A 25,669-nucleotide genomic window follows, 5' to 3' on the forward strand; every position below is an offset into this window, starting at 1 on the left:
TCCGGACAGCCCTGTGCAGGGCGTTCCTTGCGGGGCCGGGGCCCGTGGATCCGTCGATCAGACCGCGAACTCGATGCCCGCGCCCGGGATGGCGTCGAGCAGCTCACGGGTGTACTCCTGCTGCGGGGAGTCGAACACGGTATCCGTTGGGGCGTGCTCGACGATCCGGCCCTTCTGCATCACGCAGACGTCGTCGGCGATCACGCGGACCACCGCCAGGTCGTGCGTGATGAACAGGTAGGTGAGCCCGAGCTCCGCCTGGAGATCGGCGAGAAGACGCAGGATCTGCGCCTGGACGAGGACGTCCAGGGCCGACACCGCCTCGTCCAGCACCACGATCTCGGGCTTGAGCGCCAGCGCACGAGCGATCGCGACCCGCTGGCGCTGGCCGCCGGAGAGCTCGTTCGGGTACCGGCTCGCGATCACCCGCGGCAGGGACACCTGATCGAGCAGCTCGAGGACCCGCTCGCGCTGCGACGTCCGGTCCCCGACCTTGTGCACCCGCAGCGGCTCCGAGATGGTGTTGCCGATGTTGTGCAGCGGGTCGAGCGAGCCGTACGGATCCTGGAACACGGGCTGCATCGAGCGGCGCAGTGCCAGCATCTCGCGGCCCTTGAGCTTCTCGGTTCGGCGTCCGGCGATCGAGATCGCTCCCGACGTGGCCGTCTCAAGCCCCAGAACGAGGCGCGCGATGGTCGACTTACCCGAGCCGGACTCGCCGACGAGCGCCGTGGTGGTGCCCTTCGGGATCGAGAACGACACGGAGTCGACGGCCGTGAAGTCCTCGGCCTTCAGCCCGCCGCGGCGGATCTTGAAGACCTTGGTGAGGCCGTCGACCTCGATCATCGGGGCGCCCGAAGCGACCGCGCCGGCGTGGTGCGCGGCACCCGCGCCGACCAGGTCGACCTCGCGGACGGCCTCGGACTCGCCGCGCACCGACTCCACGGCCCGACCGGCCGTCGACTGGATCCGGCGCGACGCGAGGCTCGGCGCCGCCGCGATCAGGCGCTGCGTGTAGGGGTGCTGCGGGTTCTGCAGTACCTCCACCGAGGCGCCGGACTCGACGATGCGGCCCTTGTACATGACGATGAGCTTCTCGGCCCGCTCGGCGGCCAGACCCAGGTCGTGCGTGATGAAGAGCAGAGCGGTGCCGTCGGTCTTCGTCAGCGTCTCGAGGTGGTCGAGGATGCGGCGCTGGACCGTGACGTCGAGCGCCGAGGTGGGCTCGTCCGCGATCAGCAGCTGCGGAGCCGCGGCCAGGCCGATGCCGATCAGCACGCGCTGGCGCATGCCTCCGGAGAACTGGTGCGGGAACTGCTTGAGTCGCTTCTCGGCGTCCGCGAGACCGGCGTTCTGCAGGACCTCGATCGCCTTGGCGCGTACCTCCTTGCGGCCGCTCGCGAGGCCGTTGGCCTTGATGGTCTCCTCCACCTGGAAGCCGACCGACCACACCGGGTTGAGGTTGGACATCGGGTCCTGCGGCACGTAGCCGATGCGTCGGCCGCGGATGTCCTCCAGCTCGGTCCTCGTCGCCGTGGCGAGGTCCTTGCCGTCGAACAGCACGGAGCCGGCGGTAACCCGGCCGGTGCCGGGGAGCAGGCCGATGATCGCGGCGGCGGTCGTCGACTTGCCGGAGCCCGACTCCCCCACGATCGCGACGGTCTGGCCGTGCTCGATCGTGAGGCTCACGCCGCGCAGGGCGGGGACCAGGCCGCTGCCGGTCTGGAAGCCGACCTCGAGATCGGTGACCTCGAGCAGGTGCCCCTGCGGAGCGTTCGGTGTCGTCGCGGTCATCGGAGGGCCCTCGCCTTCGGGTCGAGCGCGTCGCGGAGCGACTCGCCGAGGAGGATGAAGCTCAGCACCGTCACCGTCAGGGCGACCGACGGATAGATCAGCGTCTGCGGGTTGGTGCGCAGGTCGCGCTGGGCCTGGCTGATGTCGTTGCCCCACGACATGACCGAGCCGGGCAGGCCGACGCCGAGGAACGACAGCGTCGCCTCCGCGGTGATCGCCGCGCCGAGCGAGATCGTCGTGACGACGATGACGGGGGCGATCGAATTCGGCAGCACGTGCCGGAACAGGATCGCCATGCGCGAGAGGCCGGTCGCGGTCGCGGCACCGACGAAGTCGGACTGCTTCACGCGCAGGACCTCGGAGCGCAGGACGCGCGCCGTCGTCGGCCACGCGAACGCGCCGATCGCCAGGGCGATGACGAAGACGTTCCGGTAGGCCGAGAAGACGGACATGATGACGACCGCGGCGAGGATGTAGGGGATCGAGAAGAAGATGTCGCCCAGGCGCATGATGACGGTGTCGACCCAGCCGCCGAAGAAGCCGGCGAGGGCGCCGCCGATGACTCCGGAGACCGTCGTGATCACGATCACGATGAGCCCCACCGTCAGCGAGGTCGACGTGCCGTGAATGATCCGCGAGAACACGTCGCAGCCCTGCTTGGTGTAGCCGAGCAGGCTGCCGTCACCCGGGCCCTGGTTGCTGAACGAGAGCGCGCACTGCCGCGGGTCCACCGACGTGAACAGGCCGGGGAAGAGCGCAACCGCGATCACGACGAGGATCAGGACCCCGGAGATCCAGAACATCGGGCGCGTGCGGAGATCCCGCCACGCGTCGGTCCAGAGGTTGCTGGGCTTCTCGTCGAGGCTGACCGCGTCGATCGACGCGATCGGCGTCTCCTCGAGCGGTGCCACGACGTGGTCGATGCGGCGGGGCTTCTGCGCGCCGCCGGTGAACTCATGTGGCATAGCGGATCCTCGGGTCGAGTACGGCGTAGAGCAGGTCGACGAGGATGTTCACCACGAGGTAGAACAGCACCATGACCGTGACGAAGGAGACGACGGTCGGTCGCTCCCCTCGGATGATCGCCTGGTAGAGCGTGTTCCCGACTCCGGGAACGTTGAAGATGCCCTCGGTCACAGTCGCGCCGACGATCAGGAGGCCGAAGTCGGCCCCGAACTGCGTCGTGACCGGAATGAGCGAATTGCGCAGGACGTGCACGGGGATGACGCGGCGTCGCGAGAGCCCCTTGCTGTACGCCGTGCGCACGAAGTCCGAGCCGGCCGTTTCGATGACCGAGCCGCGCGTGAGGCGGATGGCCGAGGCGACCACGAAGAGGGCCAGCACGATCGCGGGCAGTAGCAGCCTCTGGAACGACGCGTCGGCTCCGACGGTCGGAGGGAACCACCCCAGCTGGATCGCGAAGAACGACTGCGCGATGAAGCAGAGCACGAAGATCGGCACCGAGACGAGCAGAAGGCTGACCACCAGCGCGCTCGCGTCGAAGAAACTGCCCTTGCGCAGACCGCTGATGAGGCCGATGGACAGCGCGACGACGATCTCGATGATGATCGCCATCATCGCCAGCGTCAGAGTGACCGGGAAGGTGCGGGCGAGGATCTCGTTGACGGACTGGCCGGAGAACGAGATGCCGAAGTCGCCGCGGACGACGCCTCCCAGGTAGTACAGGTACTGCACGAAGAAGGGCTCGTTCAGGTGGTACTGCTCCTCGAGGCGGGCCAGGAGCGCGGGGCTCGGCGTCTTATCGCCGAAAAGCGACAGGAGCGGGTTCCCCGGCATGGAGAAGACCATGAAGTAGATGAGGAACGTGGTGCCGATGAGCACGGGGACGGCTTGCAGGATGCGTCGGACGATGTAGGCGAGCATGTCAGCCCAGCCGGTTCCGGAGTCGCATGGATGGGGACCTCATTCGATTGTGACCGAAACAGGGCGCTTCGCCCGTGCCGCGACCGGGCGGCCGACAGCACGGGCGAAGCGCCCCAGTGGTTCGAGCTTAGTTCTTGGTGATCTCGTAGTAGAGCGGCACCGAGTTCCAGCCGAACTCGACATTCGACACACCCTCGCCGTAGCCGCCGGTCACGTTCGCATACCACAGGGGCAGCGAGGGGAGATCCTGCAGCAGGATCTCCTGCGCCTGCTGGAACGTCGCGTTCGCAGCACTGGCGTCGGCGTCCGACAGGCCCTGCTGAACGAGGGAGTCGAACTCGGGGTTCGAGTAGTCACCGTCGTTCGAGGAGCCGCCGGTCACGTACAGCGGGCCGAGGAAGTTGTTCAGGCTCGGGTAGTCGGCCTGCCATCCGGTGCGGAACGCGGTCTCGATCGAGCGGTCGACGATCTTGGTCCGCGCCTCGGCGAAGGTCGGGTACGCGTCGCCCTCGGCGTCGATACCCAGCGTGTTCTTGACCGAGTTGGTCACCGCGTCGACCCAGCCCTGGTGGCCGCCGTCAGCGTTGTACGCGATCTTGAAGGTGCCGTCCCAGGGGCTGATGGCGTCGGCCTGCGCCCACAGCGCCTTGGCCTCGTCGGGGTTGTACGAGAGCACGTCGGCGCCGGAGAGGGCGTCGCTGTAGCCGTCGATCACCGGGGAGGTGAAGTCGGAGGCCGGGGTGCGGGTGCCCTCGAAGATCACGTCGGTGATCTCCTTGCGGTCGAAGGCCATCGAGATGGCCTGGCGGCGGAGCTTGCCCTCCTCGCCGTCGAAGTGCGGGAGACGGCTGGGGATGGTGAAGGACTGGAACACGGCCGAGGGCTGGTTCACGGCGCGGTCGCCGAGGTCGCTCTCGAAGGTGCCGAAGGCCGAGTCCGGGATCTGGTCGATCACGTCGACGTTGCCGCCGAGAAGGTCGGCGTAGGAGGCGTCCTGCGTGGCGTAGAAGACGATCTTCAGCCCGCCGTTCTGCGCCTCGCGGGGGCCGGTGTAGTCCTCGTTCTTGGCCAGCTCGATCTGGACGTCGTGCTGCCAGGCGTTGTCACCGGCCAGCTTGTACGGTCCGTTGCCGATCGGGTTCTCGCCGAAAGCGGCCATGTCAGTGAAGGCTGCGGCCGGCAGGGGGTAGTACGCCGAGTAGCCGAGGCTGATCGGGAAGTCGGACTGCGGCGCCTTGAGCGCGACCGTGAAGGAGGTGTCGTCGACGACCTTCAGACCGGTCAGCTCACTGTCCTCGGTGTCGCTGAAGCCCTCGATGTTCGAGAAGAACGAGGAGCTGATCTGGTTGTTCGAGAGCTTGGCGCCGTAGTTCCAGGCGTCCACGAACGAGCTGGCGGTGACCGGATCGCCGTTGGTGAAGGTCAGTCCCGACTTGATCGTGATCGTGTAGTTCTGCGCGTCGCTGGACTCGATGGACTCAGCGACGTCGTTCTCGGGCGCACCCTTGGCGTCGTAGTAGACCAGGCCCGCGAAGATCTCGTCGAGGATCTTGCCGCCGCCCACCTCGTTGGTGTTCGTCGGGACCAGCGGGTTCTGGGGCTCGGAGCCGTTGGTGGAGATGATCGCGGCGGCGTCGCCTCCCGATGCACCCCCGCCGGAGTCGCCCGAGCTGCTGCAGCCGGCCAGGACCAGCGTGCTCGCGGCGACGAGCGCCAGAGCCCCGAATCCGTAACGTCTGATATTCACTAATTCCTCCAGTGATGTGGGGGCGCGCGAGAAGTGGTTTCCCTGACGCGTGGAGTGCCGTGCGCGTGGCGACGGCGGCGGCGCACGAGACTGGTGGCCGTCGCGCGAATGCCGTGATCGAGACTATGTATTCATGCGCTATCTGCACAAAAGCAGGTGGCAACCGTTACACAGCGGTAACAGGGAGGTGGAATCCTTGCGTCGGTCTGCACGAAACGTGCGCGAAAGCCGGGTACCGCGCAACACATCGAACCCAGAGGAGTCGCACGAAGTGTCCACCGACTTGTCAGGGTCTCGATGGCCTTTTTGTCGACATTATGTCGAGATCGTGCTCGTGCTCGGGCTCTCGCTCGGCGCCTCCGCGGTGTATTCGATCGTGTCGATCACGAATCGGCTGACCCGCCCCACGGCCCTCGGCGATCAGACGGCGACAATCAACGGCGCGCTCAGCGACCGTCCGAGCTTCGATCTCATCTACCACCTCCTCGCGATCTTCTTCGATCTCGTCCCCGTCGCCCTGTGCGCGTTCCTGCTCTGGCAGGGCACGGGCCGTCCGTTCGGGCGCCTGGGGCTCGACCTGCGCCGTCCGCTCTCCGATCTGGGAACCGGGACGATCCTGGCGGTGGCGATCGGCGCGCCGGGCATCGGGCTCTACGTGCTCGGGCGAGCGCTGGGCATCACGGTGGCGGTCAGCGCGGCGCCGGACGACTGGCGGTGGTACACGGTTCCGGTGCTCGTGCTCTCGGCGATCCGGGCAGGGGTGCAGGAGGAGGTGATCGTGATCGGCTACCTCTACGCCCGACTCGGCGACCTGGGCTGGGGGCGGTGGCGGATCCTGATGACCAGCGCGCTGCTGCGGGGCAGTTACCACCTCTACCAGGGCATCGGCCCGTTCATCGGGAACGTGATCATGGGCGTGGTGTTCGGACTGTTCTACCAGCGCTTCGGGCGGACGCTGCCGCTGGTGATCGCCCACTCGATCATCGACACCGTCTCGTTCGTCGGGTACCCACTGGCGGTGGCGCTCTGGCCCGAGCTGTTCGCGCCTCCGTCCCGACAGAACGAAGGCTGAGCACGCGGAGCGAGGGGTTCTCGGGCTCATCAGCGCTCCCGGCCTTCGTTGTGCAGGAGTGGGCGAGTCCTCGTGCCCCAGCGGTGGACTCCCTGCCGGACCATCGACGCGAGGACCGCCTCGGTCGCCGGCCACTCGTGGAGCACCTGGCGCGCAGACAGACGCACGACGACGAACCCCCTGGCGTGGAGGGCGAGGCCGCGCCGGTAGTCCTCCTCGAGCTGCACCGAGCCGGCGTGGAACCGGCGCCCGTCGGTCTCCACGCACAGCCGGTCCCCGATCAGGTTGTCCAGCCGCCCGACTCCGGGGACGTGGACCTGCGCGCGGACAGGGGCTCCGATCCGAACGGCGGCGAGGCGGATCCTCGTCTCCAGCCCGGACTGGCACAGCGGTTCGACGAGATCGAACAGGGCGCGCTTGCCGACCGGAGCGATGCCGCGCAGATCGAGGAGATCCGAGTAGGCGATCACGCCGGAGTTCACCGCGGAGTCGAGGGCCATGACCGCCTCCTCAGCGGGGAGGCAGGTCAGAACGTGCAGGACGGACGAGCGAATGCCGTCGACCGACGCCGTCCCGGTGCCGCACCCGGGCCAGCGCCGCCAGTGGAGCAGCACCCCCGGTCGCGGGCGCGCTGTCGCGTTCGGCGGCACGGCGACGTGGAGCGGCCCCTCCGCGAGCACCCACAGCCCTGCCGCCACGAGCGCCGAGGCGCAGGTGAGCACACCGCCCGCGGCGACGGCAGCGATTTCGGCCTCCGGCGCACCGGGCAGCGCGAACCACCCGCGGCGGACTCGGAGCACCGCACCGGTGCGAACGGCGCTCAGCAGGTGGTGGCGCGTGCAGCCGGCTGCGGCGAGCTGAGCCGCGGAGGCGAAGCCGCCCAGCTCGGCGAGAACGGCGAGAAGTCTCTCCATCCGGCAACGATGACCGGCGGGCGACCGCGTCGGGGCCTATCGTCCGGCGTCTGTGGACAGCGGACGTCATCCGTCGACTGTGGAGGGACGCTCGGCGACCACTCCTCGACGGAGGACTCGACGCAGCCCCCTCACAACGAAGGCTGAGACCTCGTCAGCCGCCTCCCGGCGGCGGATCAGAACTCTCAGCCTTCGTTGTGCAGGCGAATCAGGCGAAGGCCTCGATCGGCGGGCAGGCGCAGACGAGGTTGCGGTCGCCGTAGGCCTGGTCAATCCGGCGGACCGGCGGCCAGTACTTGCCGCGCACGAGCGAGCGGACCGGGTAGACGGCCTCCTCGCGGGTATACGGATGCGTCCACTCCTCGGCCACTAGGCACTCGGCGGTGTGCGGGGCGCCGCGCAGCGGGTTGTCGTCCACCGGCCACTCCCCTGCGCCGACGCGGTCGGCCTCCGCCCTGATCCCGATCATCGCGTCGATGAAGCGGTCGATCTCGGCGAGGTCCTCGCTCTCGGTCGGCTCGACCATCAGGGTCCCCGCGACCGGGAAACTCATGGTCGGCGCGTGGAAGCCGTAGTCGACGAGGCGCTTGGCGATATCGTCCACGCTCACTCCGGTCGCCGCCGTCAGCGGGCGGATGTCGAGGATGCACTCGTGCGCGACCAGGCCGTTCTCGCCCGTATAGAGGACCGGGTAGTGCTCGCGGAGGCGCGCGGCCACGTAGTTCGCTGAGAGAACGGCGGCGCCGGTCGCGGCCCGCAGTCCCTCCTCGCCCATCATCCGGGCGTAAGCCCAGGAGATCGGCAGGATGCCGGGGCTGCCGTAGGGCGCCGCCGACACCGGGGCGCCGCCGTGCACGATCCGCTCGCCCTGCTGCCCAACGCCGTGCTCGAGCCGCTGCGCGAGCGGGTGCCCGGGCAGGAACGGGGCGAGGTGCGCCTTCGCGGCAACGGGGCCAACCCCGGGGCCGCCTCCGCCGTGCGGGATGCAGAAGGTCTTGTGCAGGTTGAGGTGCGAGACGTCGCCGCCGAAGTCGCCGAAACGGGCGAAGCCGAGGAGGGCGTTGAGGTTCGCGCCGTCCACGTAGACCTGGCCGCCGGCCTCGTGGACCAGGCGACAGATCTCGGCGACCTCGTGCTCGTAGACGCCGTGGGTGGACGGGTAGGTGATCATCAGCGCGGCGAGAGAGCCCGCGTGCTCGGCGATCTTCGCGCGCAGATCGTCGAGGTCGACGTTGCCGAGCTCGTCGCAGGCCACCACGACCACCCGCATGCCCGCGAGGACCGCGCTGGCGGCGTTGGTGCCGTGTGCGCTGGAGGGGATCAGGCAGACCGTGCGATCGACGTCGCCGTTCGAGCGGTGCCAGCCGCGGATCGCCAGGAGCCCGGCGAGCTCCCCCTGCGAGCCGGCGTTGGGCTGGAGCGACACCGAGTCGTAACCGGTGAGGTGGGCCAGCCACCCCTCCAGCTGGTCGATCAGCGCGAGCGAGCCCTGCACGTCGGCCTCGGGAGCGAACGGGTGCAGGTTCGCGAACTCGGGCCAGCTGACCGCCTCCATCTCGGTGGCGGCGTTGAGCTTCATGGTGCAGGAGCCGAGCGGGATCATGCCGCGGTCGAGGGCGTAGTCGGAGTCGGCGAGGCGCTTGAGGTAGCGCATCATCGACGTCTCGCTGCGGTGGCTGCTGAAGACGGGGTGCACGAGGAAGGGCGTCCGCCGGTCGAGTGCGGCGGGGATGCTCCGCGCCGAGCCGCCGATGAAGCCGAAGGACGAGTCCAGCTGCCCGATAGCGGTCGCGACGGCGATCACCTCGAGGTCGGTGACCGTCTCGTCGAGCGACACTGAGACGGTGTCGGCGTCGACCAGCCGCACGTCGAACCCGGCCTCGCGGGCGCGGGCGACCGCCGCCTCCGCGCCTCCCGGCACGACGACCGCGACGGTGTCGAAGAAGTCGGCGTGCCGGAGGGAGTGGCCGCGATCGAGGAGGAGGCGCGCGAGGAGCGCGGCCCGGCCGTGCACGCGCTCTGCGATGGCGGCGAGTCCGTCGGGCCCGTGATAGACCGCGTACATCGCCGCCATCACGGCGAGCAGGACTTGCGCGGTGCAGATGTTAGAGGTCGCCTTCTCGCGGCGGATGTGCTGCTCACGGGCCTGCAGGGATAGGCGGTAGGCGGGGTGGCCGTCCGCGTCCTGGCTGACGCCGACGAGGCGTCCGGGCAGCTGGCGCTCGAGCCCCGTGCGAACGGCGAGGTAGCCCGCGTGCGGCCCGCCGAAGCCCAGCGGCACACCGAAGCGCTGCGTGGTGCCGACGGCGACGTCGGCGCCGAGTTCGCCCGGCGAACGGACGAGGGTGAGCGCGAGCAGGTCGGCCGCGACGACGGCCAGGCCACCGTGAGCCTTGACCGCGGCGAGCACGGCCGACGGGTCCCACAGGTGCCCGGAGGCGCCCGGGTACTGCACGAGGGCGCCGAAGGACTCCGGCACCTCCTCCGCAGCGGTGCGCGAGAGCGGCAGCTCGACGATGCGGATACCGACCGCCTCCGCTCGCCCGCGCAGCAGCGCGAGTGTCTGCGGGAGGGCGTCGGAGTCGACGACGAAGACGTCGGTGCGCGCCTTCGAGGCGCGGCGGGCGAGCAGCATGGCCTCGACGACCGCGGTGCCCTCATCGAGCATCGACGCGCCCGCGGTGTCGAGGCCGGTGAGGTCGGAGACCATCGTCTGGAAGGTGATCAGCGCCTCCAGGCGCCCCTGCGAGATCTCGGGCTGGTAGGGCGTATAGGCCGTGTACCAGCTGGGGTTCTCGAGCACGTTCCGCTTGATCACGGCGGGGGTGTGCGTGCCGTAGTAGCCGAGGCCGATCATCGGGCGACGCACCGTGTTCCGCGCCGCGAGGGCGCGCAGCTCGGCGAGCGCCTCCGTCTCGGTGGCCGGAGCGGGCAGCACCCGAGCGAGGTCGTGGACCGGGATCGACCCGGCAACCTGGATGGACTCGGGGACGGCCGCGGTGACGAGTTCCTCGACGCAGTCGTAGCCGAGGGCCGCGAGCATCGTGCGCTGGGCGTCGGCGTCGGTCCCGATGTGGCGGGACTCGAAGGCGCCGGGGGTCCTGGTGGCCGCCATCTACTCGCCGACCAGCTCGGTGTAGGCGGCGGCGTCGAGGAGGCCGTCCGGCAGAGCGTCGAAGCGGACCTGGATCAGCCAGCCCTCGCCGAACGGGTCGGAGTTGACGAGTTCGGGGCTGTCGACGACGGCCGTGTTGGCCTGGAGGACCTCGCCGTCGACGGGCGCGAACAGCTCGCCCACCGACTTCGTCGACTCGATCTCGCCGACGACACTGCCGCCCTCGACGCGGGAGCCCGCCTCGGGGAGCTCGACGAAGACGACGTCGCCCAGCTTGTCCGCGGCGTAGGCGGTGATGCCGACGGTCGCACTGTCTCCGTCGACGCGGATCCACTCGTGATCGGAGGTGTACTGCAGCTCGAAGGGTACGGCCATGTCAGTTCTTCTTTCTCGAATAGAAGGGGAGCTCGGTGACGGTCATCGCGAGGCGCGTGCCGCGGATGTCGACGGCGAGCGCCGTCCCGGGCTGCGCGGAGGAGGGGGCGACGTAGGCCATCGCGATCGGCACGCCGAGGGTCGGCGAGAGCACGCCGCTGGTGACCACTCCGACCTCGTCGTCGCCGGAGAAGACGGAGTAGTCGGCGCGGGCGGCCCGGCGGCCCTCGCCGACGAGCCCGACGAGCACGGGTGCCTCGCCGGGGGGCCCCTCCTCGCTCGCGGCGCGGCCGACGAAGTCGATCGGCTTGCCGAGCGCGACGACGCGGCCGAGGCCGGCCTGCGCGGGGAAGACGTCGCGGGAGAGTTCGTGGCCGTAGAGCGGCATGCCCGCCTCGAGCCGGAGGGTGTCGCGGGCGGCGAGGCCGGCGGGGACAAGTCCCGCTCCGGCGCCGGTCTCGGCGAGGGCCTGCCAGAGGGCGGGGGCGGTCTCCGGAGCGACGTAGATCTCGAAGCCGTCCTCGCCGGTGTAGCCGGTGCGCGCGATCAGGATCGGATGCGCCTCGAAGCTCGCGGGCACGGCGCGGTAGTAGCGCAACTCGGCGAGCAGGCGCGCGGCGTCGTCAGTGTCGAGCACCGACTCCGCTTCCCGCTCCGTCTCGACGGCCAGGCCCTGGACGTTCTGCAGGATCTCGAGCGAGCGCGGGCCCTGCAGGGCGATCAGCGCGACGTCGTCGCTCTCGTCGAACAGCTCGCACTCGAACATCGCGGTGCGGTCGCGCAGGGTCTCGACGACGATGTGCCGGTTGGCCGCGTTCGCGACGACCATGAAGCGGTCTTCGCCCGTGCGGTAGACGACCAGGTCGTCGATCACTCCGCCGGTGCGCTCCAGGAGGAGGGTGTACTTCGCCCGGCCGACGCCGACGGCCGAGAGGTCGCTCGCGAGGGCGTAATCCAGGGCATCGACCGCCTCGGGGCCGACGAGGAGGATCTCGGCCATGTGCGAGAGGTCGAACAGTCCGGCGGCGGTCCGCACGGCGTGGTGCTCGGCGAGGTCACCGGAGTAGCGGACCGGCATCTGCCATCCTGCGAAGTCGGTGAAGGACGCGCCGGCGGCGACGTGCACCTCGTGCAGGGGCGAGTAGCGAACGTCGGGGCTGGTCGCCGGGGTCTCGGACATGAGTTCTCCAATTCGTCGCAGTGCTGGACTCGCGCCGCCGATGCGGCAGAGCACAGCAGTGCCGTGGGAACTCCCCCTCTGTCGTGGTGCCTGAGAGATTCGCGCCGACCGGAGGGGTCCTTCGCTTTCACCGTCGGCGGATCCAAGCGGATCGCTTTCCAGAGTGGCCAGTTCGACGCGGTACAAGACCTGAGAGATTGGCGGGGAGGCTTGCTCCTTCGGTGCCGACCGGAGTCGGCTCTCCCGCGTCGGGTATTGCGGCCCGGTATTCGGTTGTGCGGTCAGCCTAGCGGGCGGGGCCGGTCTCGCTCGGCGTGTCGCGGGCCGCGCTTGGTGTTCAGGTGGTGATGACACTAAGGTTGCTTCAGCACTTAGAGTCAAAGCGACTCTTAGTTGGGAGCTTCGAATGCCGGATGTGCACCTCGCGGTCTCGACGGTGATCTTCGCCCTGCGACCACACCCCGAGACCGGCGCGAGCACTGTCTGGATCCCCGTCGTCCGCCGCATCCGCGAGCCGTTCGAGGGGCTCTGGGCCCTGCCCGGCGGACCGCTGCATCCCGACGAGGACCTCGCCGAATCCGCCCGCCGCACCCTCCACGAGACCACGGGCCTCGCTCCGCGCTACCTTGAGCAGCTTTACGCCGTGGGCGGCACCGATCGCTCCCCGGGCGAGGACCGCGTCGTGTCGATCGTCTACTGGGCGCTCGTGCGCTCCGCCGAGGCTGATGAGGCGATCGTGGGAGAGAACGTCACCTGGCTCTGCACCGACCTCCCGCTCGACCTCGCCTTCGACCACGGCCTGATCATCGACTACGCCCTCTGGCGCCTGCGCAACAAGATGGAGTACTCCCGCATCGCGCACGCCTTCCTCGGCGACACCTTCACCCTGTCCCAGCTGCGCGAGGTCCACGAGGCCGTCCTGCAGAAGCCGCTCGACCCGGCCAACTTCCGCCGCACCATCGAGAGCTCCGGAACCGTGGTGCCGACCGGGCAGCGGCTGACGGGTACCCGTCACCGCCCTCCGCGCCTGTACCGCTACGACGAGTCGGCCGCGCTCGTCGACAACGGCCCGCTGCCCGTCTGAGCCCGCCGCCCGCCTCACCGCACGCCTCACGCCTCACGAGGAGAACACCGTGACATCCGTCGACAGCACCATCCGGCTCATCGAGGGCGGATCCGCGCCCGGCGCCACCTGCGCACCCGAGCTCGCGGAGGCCCCCTGGTCGTTCGACCTCGGCCTGCCCGCCTACGGCCCCGGCGCCTCCCAGGCCGACCCGATTCCCGCGGACGCACCGGTTCAGGGCCGCCTGCCCGAGGAGTACCAGACCGCGAGCGCCGACGAGCTGCACCACCGCATCCTGGCCGCCAAGGAGACTCTCGGCGAGCGGGTGGTCGTGCTCGGCCACTTCTACCAGCGGGATGAAGTGGTGCAGTACGCCGACTACGTGGGCGACTCGTTCCAGCTGGCGAAGGCGGCGACCAGCCGACCGACCGCGGAGGCGATCGTCTTCTGCGGAGTGCACTTCATGGCGGAGACGGCCGACATTCTCTCGGGGCCGCAGCAGGCCGTGATCCTGCCGAACCTTGCGGCCGGCTGCTCGATGGCCGACATGGCCGACATCGACTCCGTCGAGGACGCCTGGGCCGAGCTGACCGAGCTCTACGGCAGCGAGCCGGACGCGGACGGCCGCGTGCCGCTCGTCCCGGTGACGTACATGAACTCCTCCGCCGCACTGAAGGCGTTCTGCGGGCGCAACGGCGGCGTGGTCTGCACCTCCTCGAACGCGGCGACCGTACTCGAGGACGCGTTCGCACGCGGGCAGCGGGTGCTGTTCTTCCCCGACCAGCACCTCGGCCGCAACACCGCGAAGGCGATGGGCGTGCCGCTGGAGCGGATGCCGATGTGGAACCCGCGGAAGCCGCAGGGCGGCTCCGACACGGCGACGCTCCTGGACGCGCAGGTGATCCTCTGGCACGGCTTCTGCTCGGTGCACAAGCGCTTCACGACCGCCCAGATCGCGAAGGCGCGCACCGAGCACCCGGGCGTGCGCGTGATCGTGCACCCGGAGTGCCCGATGGCGGTCGTGGACGCGGCCGACGAGTACGGCTCGACCGACTACATCGTGAAGGCGATCCAGGCGGCGCCCGCGGGTTCGACCTTCGCGATCGGCACCGAGATCAACCTGGTTCAGCGCCTTGCCGCGCAGTACCCGCAGCACACCATCTTCTGCCTCGACGACGTGGTCTGCCCGTGCTCGACCATGTACCGCATCCACCCGGGCTACCTCGCCTGGGTGCTGGAGGGCCTGGTCGCCGGGACCGTGCTCAACCGCATCGAGGTCGCCGAGTCGGTGCAGGCTGAGGCGCGGGTGGCGCTCGAGCGGATGCTCGCGGCGGTGCCGCCCGTCGGACCGGCACGCTGACATGGCGCGCGTCATCGTCGTCGGCAGCGGGATCGCCGGACTGGTCACCGCCCTGACGGCCTGCCGCCTCCACGAGGTGCTGCTCATCACCAAGGGCACGCTCGCGGAGTCGTCGACCCGCGCCGCGCAGGGCGGGATCGCCGCGGTCACCGGGCCTGGCGACTCCGTGGCGCTGCACGTGCAGGACACGCTCTCGGCCGGAGCGGGGGTGGCTGTGCGCTCGGCGGTCGAGGTGCTCTGCGCCGAGGGGCCGGCGGCGGTCGCGGCGCTGCAGGAGTGGGGTGTCGACTTCGATCGCGAGGGTGGCGAGACGGCGCGCGGGCTCGAGGGCGCGCACTCGCGGCCGCGGATTCTGCACGCGGGTGGCGACGCGACGGGTGCGGCGATCGAGGCGGCGCTGGTCACGGCGGTGCGCAGGGCGGGCGTCGAGCTGCGCGAGCACACCGCCCTGGTCGACCTGGTGCGGGAGGGCGGCTCCATCAGGGGCGTCGACGTCCTGCACGACGGGGTGCCCGAGCGCCTGGCCGCCGATGCGGTGGTGCTGGCGACCGGGGGCGCTGGTCAGCTGTACCGGCACACCACCAACCCCACCGTGGCGACCGGCGACGGGCTCGCCGCGGCACTGCGGGCCGGAGCGGCGACGGCGGATCTGGAGTTCTACCAGTTCCATCCCACCACGCTCGCCCTGCCGGGCGGGTTCCTCGTCTCGGAGGCGGTGCGCGGTGAGGGCGCGGTGCTCCGCGACGCGGCGGGCGAGCGGTTCCTGGTCGGCGTGCACCCCGAGGCGGAGCTGGCGCCTCGCGACATCGTGGCGCGGGCGATCGCTGAGCGGATGCGACTCCAGGGCGGACTGCCCGTGCACCTGGACGCGCGGGGTATCGACCGCGAGGTGCTAGCCCGGAGATTCCCGACGATCTCGGCCGTCTGCCGCGCGAACGGGCTCTCCCTCGCCGATGACCTCCTGCCCGTGACTCCGGCTGCGCACTACTGGATGGGCGGCATCGCCACCGACCTCGACGGGCACACGAGCCTCCCCGGACTGCTCGCGGTCGGCGAAGTCGCCCGCACCGGCGTCCACGGCGCGAACCGCCTGGCCTCGAACAGCCTGCTCGAGGGCGTCGTGTTCGCCCGTCGCGCGGCGGCCGCTCTCGACTCCCTTCCCTCTGTCGGCGCTCCAGTCGCCCCCTCGACCGCCCTCGTCCCTGTGGCGCTGGAGCGCACCGCCCTGCAGGACGCGATGTGGGCGGGAGCCGGCCTGGCCCGGGACGCGGCGGGCCTCGAGGCCGCGCGCGACGCCCTCGTCGCCTCCGCCTCGCCCGCCCCGCTGGAGCTGCGGACCCTCGAGGACGCGAACCTGCTGGCCTGCGCCCTCGCACTGATCGACGCGGCGCTCAAGCGCACCGACTCCGTCGGCGCCCACTACCGCACCGACTCCCCCGCGACGGCGAGCACCGCCGCCCCCACCAGAGAGGCGGCCCTCCCGTGCTGACCCGCCAGAGCATCGACCGCGTCGTCACCCTCGCCCTCGACGAGGACGCGCCCTGGGGCGACCTCACCTCCGACACCCTGATCCCGCTGGACGCCACGGCGAACGCTGCCCTCATCGCCCGCGAGCCGGGCGTCTTCAGCGGCGGCGCCGTGCTCGTCGGCACGATGCGGCAGGCCGACTCCCGGATCCACTGCTCGGTGCTCGTCGAGGACGGCGCGGCCTTCGAGGCCGGGCAGTCCCTGGCGAGCATCGAGGGCCCGGCTGCAGGAGTGCTCCGCGGCGAGCGGGTCGCGCTCAACCTGGTGCAGCGGATGAGCGGCATCGCCACCCTGACGGCGCAGTACGTCGCCGCCGTCGAGGGGACGCGTGCCCGCATCGTCGACACCCGCAAGACCACGCCGGGCCTGCGCGCGCTGGAGCGGCACGCGGTGCGCAGCGGAGGCGGCCGCAATCACCGCTTCTCGCTCTCGGATGCGGTCCTCGCGAAGGACAACCACCTCGCGGTGCTCGCCGCCCGCGGGATCGACCTGACCACCGCGCTGCGGGCGGCGCGCGCCTCGATCCCGCACACCGCGCACCTCGAGGTCGAGGTCGACCGGCTCGACCAGATCGAGCCCGCACTGGCCGGTGGGGCGGACACGATCATGCTCGACAACTTCACGCCCGAGCTCCTGCGGCAGGGCGTCGCGCTCATCGACGGGCGCGCCGTGGTCGAGGCCAGCGGAGGCGTCGACCTCTCGACCGTGCGCGCGATCGCCCAGGCGGGGGTCGACGTGATCTCGGTCGGCGCGCTGACCCACAGCGTCCGCTCGCTCGACCTCGGCCTGGACATCGGGGTCGAGTGATCTACCTCGATCATGCGGCGACCTCGCCGGTGCGCCGTGAGGTGCTGGAGGCCATGTGGCCGTTCCTGACTGCCGAGTACGGCAACCCGTCTAGCAGCCATGCGCTCGGCGACGCCGCTGCCCGCGCGCTGGAGGCGGCGCGCGGGCAGGTGGCCCGGTTCCTGGGCGGGCGCGCCTCCGAGACGCTCTTCACCTCGGGCGGCACGGAGTCGATCAATACGGCGATCAAGGGTCTCGCACTCGGAGCGCCGCGCGGCCGACACCTGGTGCTCTCGGCGCTGGAGCACGAGGCGAGCGTCGAGTCGGCCGACCACCTGCGGCGGCTGCACGGATTCACGGTGTCGGTGGCTCCCGTCGACGGTTCCGGTCTGCTCGATCTCGAGGCACTCGCCGCGCTGATCCGACCGGACACCGCGCTGGTGTCGATCCTCGCCGCGAGCAACGAGATCGGGACGGTGCAGGACGTGCCGGCGATCGCGGCGCTCTGCCGCTCGCGGGGCGTGCCGCTGCACGTGGACGCCGTGCAGGCAGCGGGCTGGCTGGACGTGGCGGGCTGGGGCGCCGACGCGATCTCGGTCTCGGGGCACAAGCTCGGGGCGCCCAAGGGCGTCGGGGCGCTGCTGCTGCGCAGCCGCCTGCCGTTCGAGCCGCTGCTGCACGGCGGCGGCCAGGAGCGCCAGCGGCGCTCGGGTACCGAGAACGTCGCCTTCGCGGTCGCGCTCGGCACCGCCGTGCGCCTGCTCGATCCGGCGCGCGCCACCCGGGTCGCTGCGGTGCGCGACGCCTTCGACCAGCAGGTCGCCACCCTCGCGCCGCGCGCCGTTCCGCTGGGCTCTGCGACGCACCGACTCCCCTCGATCGCCGCGTTCGCCGTGCCCGGACGCAGCGGTGAGTCGACCCTCCTCGCGCTGGAGGAGCGCGGCGTGGTGGTCTCCAGCGGCTCGGCCTGCGCGGCCGGGCGCGACGAGCCTTCGCCTGCGCTGCTCGCCCTGGGGCTCGCCCCCGAGCTCGCCCAGACAGCCGTGCGGTTCAGCTTCGGCGAGGGCGCCACGCTTCAGGAGGCGCAGGCCGCCTCCTCCGCGTTCGCCGCAGTCCTCGCCTGAGTCCTTTCGCAGCGGATCCTCGCCGATCGGGAATGTCGGAGGTGTCCGGCACTGTTCTCCCGTCCGTACCCCGCATCCGCGACCGCGAATCGAGCCGTCGATGCGCCCCTCACGCCGATCCCCCCGACGACCGGAGAACCCCTGTGACCGAGCGCAGCACCCTTCCCGCGACACGGCCCGCCGCGCCCGCCGCCGCCACGACCCTCGAGCCGCGCAGCCGCCTGGTTATCAGCCTCCTGCTGGTCTCGGCGTTCGTCGTGATCCTCAACGAGACGATCATGAGCGTGGCACTGCCGGACCTCATGCGCGACTTCGGCGTCGAGGCGCACGTCGGCCAGTGGCTCTCGACCGCGTTCATGCTGACGATGGCCGTCGTCATCCCGATCACCGGATACCTGATCCAGCGGCTGCACACCCGCACGCTCTTCGCCGCCGCGATGGTCCTGTTCAGCCTCGGCACGCTCAGCGCCGCGCTCGCACCGACCTTCGCCGTCCTCCTCGCGGCCCGCGTGGTGCAGGCCGGCGGCACGGCGATCATGATGCCGCTGCTGATGACGACCGTGATGACGCTGGTGCCGCCGGCGATCCGCGGCCGGATGATGGGCAACATCTCGATCGTGATCTCCGTGGCGCCGGCCGTCGGGCCCACGATCTCGGGTGTCATCCTCAACTTCCTCGGCTGGCGCTGGATGTTCTGGATCGTGCTGCCGATCGCGATCGGCGCGCTGCTGCTGGGCCTGCGCAAGGTCGAGAACGTCACGGAGCCGCGCTCGATCCCGATCGACTCGCTCTCGGTGGTCCTCTCGGTGTTCGGCTTCGGCGGTCTGGTCTACGGCCTGTCGAGCCTGGGCGAGGGCGGAGCCGCGGTCCTCGCGCCGTGGATCCCCTTCGTCGTCGCGGGGCTGGGCCTCGCGGGCTTCATCGCGCGCCAGCTGCTCCTTCAGCGCACCGACCGCGCCCTGCTCGATCTGCGCACCTTCTCCTCCACGAACTTCACCATCGTGATCGCGATGATGGCCGTGAGCATGTCGGCGCTGTTCGGCACGCTGATCCTGCTGCCCCTCTACACGCAGAACGTGCTGGGGCTCACGCCGCTCGAGACCGGGCTGCTGCTGCTCCCGGGCGGGCTGCTCATGGGTCTGCTCGCGCCGTTCGTCGGCCGCGGGTACGACCGCTTCGGCCCGCGGGTACTGCTCGTGCCCGGATCGATCGTGGTCGCCGGCGCGCTCTGGGGGTACACCCTGCTCGCGGCGGACTCGTCGCCCTGGTTCGTGCTCTCGCTGCATGTGACCCTGAGCCTCGGGCTGGCCTTCGTCTTCACGCCGCTGTTCACGGCCGGACTCGGCTCGGTCCGCCCCTCGCTCTACTCGCACGGCAGCGCGATCATCGGTACGGTGCAGCAGCTGGGCGGGGCGGCGGGAACGGCGCTGTTCGTCACCGTCCTCTCGATCCGCTCGGCGGAACTCGCGCAGGGTGGCGCCGACCAGGCGGCCTCGTACGCCGGGGGGATCCACTCCGCTTTCCTGTGGGGCGCCTCCATCGCGACCGTTGCGATCGTCGCCGCGTTCTTCGTCCGCCGCCCGGCCGAGTCGGACGCGCCGCTGCCGATGGCGCACTGAGCAGGGCGGGCCGCCCCGCGTGTTCACCTCCGCGACACCCCGCCTCCCTACGGTGTCGCCCCGGCCGCCGCGCTCCGGGACGCGCGGCCGGGACGGAGACGAGACGTGACTGAGACGGACGGCGCGCAGGACGTGCTCGACGCCGGAGCCGCGACGACTCCAGCGCGCACGCTGGTCGACGTCCTCCGCGACACCGCCGAGCGCCACCCCGACGCCTCCGCTCTCGAGGACCCGGCCGGCGCGCTGAGCTACCGAGAGCTGCTGGCCCGCACGGTGCAGCTCGCCGGGGAACTCACCGCCGCCGGCGTCCGTCGGGGCGACCGTGTCGGGGTCCGCATGCCCAGCGGCTCGCGGGAGCTGTATCTCGCGATCCTGGCCGTCCTCGCCGCGGGAGGCGCCTACGTCCCGGTCGACGCCGACGACCCCGAGGAGCGCGCCCGCCTCGTCTTCGGCGAGGCCGCCGTCCGCGGCGTGATCACCGGCCCCGGACGCTTCGAGCGCAGCGGCGCCGAGGAGCCGGCCGCGCGCCTGTTCACCGCGAGCGCGCCGCACCCGAGCACCGCGTCGATCCCGCTGCTGCAGCCGCCCTCGCTCGAGGACGACGCCTGGATCATCTTCACGTCCGGCTCCACCGGCACCCCGAAGGGCGTGGCGGTCAGCCACCGCTCCGCCGCCGCCTTCGTCGACGCCGAAGCCCGCCTGTTCCTCCAGGAGGAGCCGCTCGGCCCCGGCGACCGGGTACTCGCCGGTCTGTCCGTCGCCTTCGATGCTTCCTGCGAGGAGATGTGGCTCGCCTGGCGGCACGGCGCCTGTCTCGTCCCTGCGCCGCGCTCGCTCGTGCGCAGCGGCATGGACCTGGGCCCGTGGCTGACCACGCACGGCATCACCGTGGTCTCGACGGTGCCGACGCTCGCCGCGCTCTGGCCTGCGGAGTCGCTCGAGAACGTCCGCCTGCTGATCTTCGGCGGCGAGGCCTGCCCGCCCGAACTCGGCGAACGCCTCGCTGTCCAGGGCCGCGAGGTGTGGAACACCTACGGCCCGACCGAGGCCACCGTCGTCGCCTGCGCCGCCCCGCTCGGCGGGCCCGCTCCGGTGCGCATCGGTCTGCCGCTGGACGGCTGGCGACTCGCCGTCGTCGACGCGGACGGACGGCGCGTCCGAGACGGCGAGGTCGGGGAGCTGGTCATCGGCGGGGTCGGGCTCGCACGCTACCTCGACCCGGTGAAGGACGCCGAGAAGTATGCGCCCGCGCCGCTCCTGGGCTGGGATCGCGCCTACCGCTCCGGCGACCTCGTGCGCTTCGAGAGCGCCGGCCTCGTTTTCCAGGGACGCGCCGACGACCAGGTGAAGCTCGGCGGACGCAGGATCGAGCTCGGCGAGGTCGAGGCAGCGCTCCAGGCGCTCCCCGGAGTCTCGGGGGCGGCCGCCGCAGTCCGCACCACCGCGGCGGGGCATCAGGTCCTCGTCGGCTACCTCGCCCTGGCCGACGGGCGCGCGCTCGACCGCGACGTCGCGCTGACGCGCCTGCGCGAGGAACTGCCCGCCTCCCTGGTGCCGCTGCTGGCCGTCGTCGACGAACTCCCGACGCGCGTCTCCGGCAAGGTCGACCGCGCCGCGCTCCCCTGGCCGCTCGCCGACAGCGTCACCGAGGACGCGTCCCTGAACCCCGAGGAGGCCTGGCTCGCCGGTCTCTGGCGCGACGTGCTCGGCGTGCCGGTCGATGAGCGCGCGAACTTCTTCGACCTCGGCGGCGGCTCCCTCGCCGCCGCTCAGCTCGTCGCGCGGATCCGCGAGCGCGACCCCGAGTTCACGGTGGCCGACGTCTACGCCCACCCGCGCCTGGCCGCGATGTCCGCCGAGATCCAGAACCGCGCACCCGGCACCCAGGCGGTCTCCGCACACCGGATCGCCCCGGTCCCCCTCCGGATGCGCGTGTTACAGACCCTCCTCGGCGCACCGCTGCTCGTGCTCGGTAGCGCCCGCTGGGTCACGGCGATCCTCACCGCCACCGCCGTGCTCGACCTGGTGCCCGGCTTCAGCTGGCTGCCCACCGCTCCGCTCGCCGCCCTGATCCCCGCGTTCGCGCTCTTCCTCACGCCCTTCGGGCGGATGGGGCTCACCGTCCTCGCCGCGCGCACGCTGCTGCGCGGGATCCGCGCGGGCGATCATCCGCGCGGCGGCAGCGTGCACCTGCGGCTGTGGCTGGCCGAGCAGATCGCGTTTCAGCTGAAGGCCGTGAGCCTCGCCGGAGCGCCCTGGGTCGCCTACTACGCCCGCGCGCTCGGCGCCCGCATCGCCGACGACGTCGACCTGCACTCGCTCCCGCCGCTGACCGGCATGCTCACGCTCGGCCGCGGCGCCGCGATCGAGCCCGAGGTCGACCTCTCCGGGTATTGGATCGACGGCGACGTCCTGCGCGTCGGCGCGGTCCGGGTCGGGGCCGGCAGCACGGTCGGAGCACGCAGCACACTGCTCCCCGGCGCTCGGATCGGCAAGCATGCGCAGATCGAGCCCGGTTCGGCCGTCTTCGGGCGGGTGCCGGCCGGGCAGCGCTGGGGCGGCTCCCCCGCCCAGCGGCTCGGCCGGGCGAACACCGGGTTCCCTGCGGAGCGTCCGGCACGCAGTCCGGGGTGGGTCTGGGCCTACGCCGTGTCGGCGGTCGGCCTCGCGGCGATCCCGGTGCTCGCCCTCGCGGCCGGGCTCGCCGTCGTCGCCGCGGCTGCACAGGGCTCGGCCGACCTCGGCGCCGCACTCGGGCCGGCTCTCGCGGCACTCGTGCCCGCCGTCGTCGTCTCCGGAGTCGTCCTCGCCGCCCTGGTGGTCGTCCTCGTGCGCCTGCTCGGCCGGGGAGTCGAGCCGGGCACGCATCCGGTGCACGGTCGGATCGGCTGGCAGGTGTGGTCGACGGAGCGGCTGCTGGACTCCGCGCGGGTCCTCCTCTTTCCGCTGTACTCCGGCCTGTTCACTCCGGTCTGGCTGCGGCTGCTCGGCGCGAGGGTCGGTCGCGACGTCGAAGCCTCGACCGTGCTGCTCCTGCCCGCGATGACGACCATCCGCGACGGCGCATTCCTCGCCGACGACACACTCGTCGCCTCCTACGCCCTCGGCGGCGGGTGGATGCGGCTCGCCCGCGCCGAGATCGGCGAGCGCGCGTTCCTCGGCAACTCCGGCATGGCGGCTCCCGGCCACACGGTGCCCGCCGGCGGACTGGTGGCCGTGCTCTCCTCCGCGCCACGGACGTCGAAACCGGGCTCGTCCTGGCTGGGGTCGCCACCGGTTCGGCTGCGGCGCACGGTCGTGGAGGCGGAGTCGGCGCGCACCTTCCGCCCGGCGCGACGGCTCCGCGCGGCCCGCATCGCCTGGGAGCTCAGCCGCTTCGTCCCGGTGGTCGTCTCGGTCGCGATCGGCCTCGGGGTCGTCGTGGGCCTGCTGGCGCTGATCCTGGCGCTCGGCGCCGTGCTCGCCGCGCTCATCGGAGGCGTGGTGCTGCTGGCGGCCGGGGCGGTCGCCGCCACCGTCTCCACCGCCGCGAAGTGGCTCCTGATCCAGCGGGTCGAGCCGAGCGAGCAGCCGCTGTGGTCCTCCTTCGTCTGGCGGAGCGAACTGGCCGACACCTTCACCGAAATGGTTGCCGCTTTCTGGTTCGCCCACGCGGCCACAGGGACCCCCGCTCTGATCTGGTGGCTGCGGAGCCTCGGCGCCCGGATCGGCCGCGGCGTCTGGTGCGAGAGCTACTGGCTCCCCGAGGCGGATCTGATCTCCCTCGGCGACGGCGCGACCGTGAATCGGGGCTGCGTCGTGCAGACTCACCTGTTCCATGATCGAATCATGAGCATGGATGTCGTGAGCCTGGATTCCGGCGCCACCCTCGGCCCGCACAGCGTGATCCTTCCCGCCGCGCGAATCGCCGAGCACGGCACAGTCGGCCCCGCCTCCCTCGTCATGCGCGGCGAGCTGGTGCCTGCGGGCAGCCGGTGGAGCGGGAACCCGATCGGCCCGTGGCGCGAGGTGCGCGTCGCCGACTACCACACGCCCGTCGCGTGAGCCCGACCCGGACCGGACTCGAGACGGCCGGCGACCCCGATGTCCCCGGCATCGGGAATACCGGCTACCGCGTCGAGTCGTACGACCTCGACCTCGACTACCGCGTCGCCTCGAACCGGCTGACCGGCCGGGCGGTGCTGCGCATCATCGCCCTCCAGCCGCTGCGGCGCTTCTCCCTCGACCTCTCCCGACTCCGCGTCGCCCGGGTGCGCATCGACGGGCGCCGCGCCCGCCACGAGCAGGCACCGCACAAGCTGCGGGTCACCCCGGCCGAACCCCTGGTCACCGGCGAGCGCATCGTCGTCGAGATCGAGTACAGCGGCTACCCCGCCCCGCGCGCGAGCCACTGGGGCGAGTTGGGCTGGGAGGAGTTGGAGGATGGCGTGCTCGTCGCCTCGCAGCCCTCCGGCTCCTCCACCTGGTTCCCCTGCAACGACGACGTCGCCGACAAGGCGCCCTACCGCTTCCGCATCACGGCCGAGGAGGGCTACGCCGTGCTCGCGAACGGGATACTCCTCGACTCGAGCGCCCGCTCGGGCCGCCGCACCTGGCTCTACGAGCAGCGCGAGCCCACTGCCGCGTATCTCGCCTCGGTGCAGATCGGCCGGTACGTGCTCGAGGAGCGTGTGCTCGCCGGAGTCACGGTGACCCTCGCCCGCCCCGCCGCCCTGGCCGCGCGGGTTGCCCGTGACTTCGCTTCGCTCGAGCGCATGCTCGCCCTGTTCACGCGGCTCTTCGGGCCGTATCCCTTCGCCCGCTACTGCGTGGTCGTCACCGCGGACAAGCTCGAGATCCCGCTTGAAGCGCAGGCGATGGCCATTTTCGGAGCGAACCACGTCGACGGCCGCGGCGGGTCGGAGCGCCTGATCGCGCACGAACTCGCGCACCAGTGGTTCGGCAACAGCGTCGGTATCGCCCGCTGGCGGCACATCTGGCTCAACGAGGGCTTCGCCTGCTACGCGGAGTGGTTGTGGTCCGAGGAGTCGGGCCACGCCTCCACCGACGCCTGCGCCCGCCGCCACCATGCAGTGCTCCGGGCTGCGGCGCAGGATCTGGTGCTCGCCGACCCCGGCCCGGTCGCGCTGTTCGATGACCGCGTCTACAAACGCGGCGCGCTCACCCTGCACGCGCTCCGGCTCATCGTCGGCGACGAGCCCTTCCTCGGGCTTCTGCACGCCTGGACCTCCCGCTACGCCTTCGCCGCCGTCACCGACGAGGAGTTCCGCGACCTCTGCACCGAGCTGCTCGGCGACGGCGTGGACGACCTGCTCGACGCCTGGCTCCTCGACGAGGAGCTGCCGCCGCTACCGCCCGCCCGCTGAGACCAACGAGTCCGCGAGCGCGTCGCCGTGCTCGCGCCGCCAGCCGATGATCGGCCCGGCACCCGAGTCCCCCATCGGCCCCAGAGCGACGCTGACCCGCAGCGTCGGATCGAGCCGCGGCTCGGCCAGCCGGAAACGGACCTTGTCGATCCGCGCCTCCGCCGCGTGCCGCGACTCGTGCACGTGCACGCGGCGCGGGTCAAGCTCGAGCCCGCGGCCGTCCGCCTTCAGCGCGGCCTCGATCCGGGTCCAGTGCAGGACGGGGTCTGCGGGGCGCGTGCCGCCCGTTGCGAACGGCGCCCCCGCAATCCGCGTGATCCGTTCATCGCGCTCCGGTGTCCCAAGGGACGGCTCGACGTCGATACCGACCACTCCGGCGCTGCTCGCCGCGACGACCACCGCTCCCGCGCAGTGCGCGATGCTCACCGAGAGCGGCTCCAGCGCGCCCTCCCGCCCCTCCAGGCGAGGCCGGCCGTGCGCTCCTCCGCAGCGCGCGCAGCGGGCGACGACCCGGACCTCCGATGCGCGCGTGCCCGTGAGTTCGGCGGCGAGCATCCGCAGCAGCACTCGGCCGAAGACGAACCGCTCCGCCGTCGTTGCGGCGACCGTACCGACGTAGCGCTCCCGCTCCGGCGCGCTCAGCAGCGGCAGCAGCCGTCGCGCATCCAGGGTTTGCTCGTCCAGCGCCAGCCAGCGCAGATGCACCCCCGGCAGCTCCGCGCCGATCCCCGACTCCCTCATCT

General features: G+C 71.5%; 18 protein-coding genes and 2 riboswitches. Of the genes, 9 read left to right on the forward strand and 9 right to left on the reverse strand.

What is annotated here, in order from left to right; all coding sequences use genetic code 11:
- Nucleotides 1–57 precede the first annotated feature (57 nt).
- From A6122_RS09305 to A6122_RS09320, 4 genes are all read right to left on the reverse strand, one after another.
- Nucleotides 58–1,794: a dipeptide ABC transporter ATP-binding protein gene (locus A6122_RS09305; RefSeq protein ID WP_068254148.1), complete on the reverse strand. Its 1,737-nt coding sequence runs from the start codon at nt 1,792–1,794 to the stop codon at nt 58–60.
- Complete coding sequence (locus tag A6122_RS09310; RefSeq protein WP_068254149.1) at nt 1,791–2,759, reverse strand: ABC transporter permease; 969 nt, start codon at nt 2,757–2,759, stop codon at nt 1,791–1,793. Before A6122_RS09310 ends, A6122_RS09305 begins: the two co-directional genes overlap by 4 nt.
- Nucleotides 2,749–3,678, reverse strand: a complete 930-nt coding sequence (locus A6122_RS09315; protein ID WP_068254152.1) for an ABC transporter permease — start codon at nt 3,676–3,678, stop codon at nt 2,749–2,751. The genes A6122_RS09310 and A6122_RS09315 overlap by 11 nt, the downstream gene beginning before the upstream one ends.
- Nucleotides 3,679–3,805: 127 nt before the next feature.
- Complete coding sequence (locus tag A6122_RS09320; RefSeq protein ID WP_068254155.1) at nt 3,806–5,425, reverse strand: peptide ABC transporter substrate-binding protein; 1,620 nt, start codon at nt 5,423–5,425, stop codon at nt 3,806–3,808.
- A 328-nt stretch (nt 5,426–5,753) separates the two neighbouring features.
- Here A6122_RS09320 and A6122_RS09325 point away from each other — a divergent pair, with 328 nt between their 5' ends.
- A complete protein-coding gene (locus A6122_RS09325; protein WP_258061843.1) occupies nt 5,754–6,497 on the forward strand; it encodes a CPBP family intramembrane glutamic endopeptidase in 744 nt (247 codons plus the stop codon).
- A 29-nt stretch (nt 6,498–6,526) separates the two neighbouring features.
- Here the strand turns inward: A6122_RS09325 and A6122_RS09330 are convergent, their stop codons facing one another.
- The 4 genes from A6122_RS09330 to gcvT form a co-directional block, all read right to left on the reverse strand.
- Nucleotides 6,527–7,411, reverse strand: a complete 885-nt coding sequence (locus A6122_RS09330) for a type IV toxin-antitoxin system AbiEi family antitoxin domain-containing protein (RefSeq protein ID WP_084415927.1) — start codon at nt 7,409–7,411, stop codon at nt 6,527–6,529.
- A gap of 208 nt (nt 7,412–7,619) precedes the next feature.
- Nucleotides 7,620–10,526 (reverse strand): aminomethyl-transferring glycine dehydrogenase, encoded by a 2,907-nt coding sequence (gcvP, locus tag A6122_RS09335; protein WP_068254158.1) that lies wholly within the window; start codon nt 10,524–10,526, stop codon nt 7,620–7,622.
- The gene (gene gcvH, locus A6122_RS09340; RefSeq protein ID WP_068254161.1) at nt 10,527–10,901 is read right to left on the reverse strand and encodes a glycine cleavage system protein GcvH; all 375 of its coding nucleotides are present in this window, start codon (nt 10,899–10,901) and stop codon (nt 10,527–10,529) included.
- 1 nt (nt 10,902) lies between these two features.
- Nucleotides 10,903–12,081, reverse strand: a complete 1,179-nt coding sequence (gcvT, locus tag A6122_RS09345) for a glycine cleavage system aminomethyltransferase GcvT (RefSeq protein WP_068254164.1) — start codon at nt 12,079–12,081, stop codon at nt 10,903–10,905.
- Nucleotides 12,082–12,152: 71 nt separating this feature from the next.
- Nucleotides 12,153–12,248: riboswitch (glycine riboswitch) on the reverse strand.
- 1 nt (nt 12,249) lies between these two features.
- A riboswitch (glycine riboswitch) is annotated at nt 12,250–12,337 on the reverse strand.
- Between the two features lie 150 nt (nt 12,338–12,487).
- Between gcvT and A6122_RS09350 the strand changes: the two genes are divergently transcribed.
- From A6122_RS09350 to A6122_RS09385, 8 genes are all read left to right on the forward strand, one after another.
- The gene (locus A6122_RS09350) at nt 12,488–13,165 is read left to right on the forward strand and encodes an NUDIX hydrolase (RefSeq protein ID WP_068254167.1); all 678 of its coding nucleotides are present in this window, start codon (nt 12,488–12,490) and stop codon (nt 13,163–13,165) included.
- A 49-nt stretch (nt 13,166–13,214) separates the two neighbouring features.
- A complete protein-coding gene (gene nadA, locus A6122_RS09355) occupies nt 13,215–14,504 on the forward strand; it encodes a quinolinate synthase NadA (RefSeq protein WP_068254170.1) in 1,290 nt (429 codons plus the stop codon).
- Between the two features lies 1 nt (nt 14,505).
- Nucleotides 14,506–15,993: an L-aspartate oxidase gene (gene nadB / locus A6122_RS09360; RefSeq protein WP_068254173.1), complete on the forward strand. Its 1,488-nt coding sequence runs from the start codon at nt 14,506–14,508 to the stop codon at nt 15,991–15,993.
- Nucleotides 15,987–16,838, forward strand: a complete 852-nt coding sequence (gene nadC / locus A6122_RS09365; protein WP_068254176.1) for a carboxylating nicotinate-nucleotide diphosphorylase — start codon at nt 15,987–15,989, stop codon at nt 16,836–16,838. The genes nadB and nadC overlap by 7 nt, the downstream gene beginning before the upstream one ends.
- A complete protein-coding gene (locus A6122_RS09370) occupies nt 16,835–17,941 on the forward strand; it encodes a cysteine desulfurase family protein (protein WP_068254178.1) in 1,107 nt (368 codons plus the stop codon). Before nadC ends, A6122_RS09370 begins: the two co-directional genes overlap by 4 nt.
- Nucleotides 17,942–18,084: 143 nt before the next feature.
- Nucleotides 18,085–19,560, forward strand: coding sequence for a DHA2 family efflux MFS transporter permease subunit (locus A6122_RS09375; protein ID WP_068254180.1), 1,476 nt, complete (start codon nt 18,085–18,087; stop codon nt 19,558–19,560).
- A gap of 105 nt (nt 19,561–19,665) precedes the next feature.
- Nucleotides 19,666–23,604 (forward strand): Pls/PosA family non-ribosomal peptide synthetase, encoded by a 3,939-nt coding sequence (locus A6122_RS09380; RefSeq protein WP_068254183.1) that lies wholly within the window; start codon nt 19,666–19,668, stop codon nt 23,602–23,604.
- Complete coding sequence (locus A6122_RS09385) at nt 23,601–24,926, forward strand: M1 family metallopeptidase (RefSeq protein WP_068254186.1); 1,326 nt, start codon at nt 23,601–23,603, stop codon at nt 24,924–24,926. The genes A6122_RS09380 and A6122_RS09385 overlap by 4 nt, the downstream gene beginning before the upstream one ends.
- Here the strand turns inward: A6122_RS09385 and A6122_RS09390 are convergent.
- Complete coding sequence (locus tag A6122_RS09390) at nt 24,909–25,667, reverse strand: 4'-phosphopantetheinyl transferase family protein (RefSeq protein WP_068254188.1); 759 nt, start codon at nt 25,665–25,667, stop codon at nt 24,909–24,911. The two genes, A6122_RS09385 and A6122_RS09390, sit on opposite strands and share 18 nt — an antisense overlap.
- Between the last annotated feature and the right edge of the window lie 2 nt (nt 25,668–25,669).

This window comes from Rathayibacter tritici, from assembly GCF_001641005.1.
GTDB classification, from domain to species: Bacteria; Actinomycetota; Actinomycetes; order Actinomycetales; family Microbacteriaceae; genus Rathayibacter; species Rathayibacter tritici.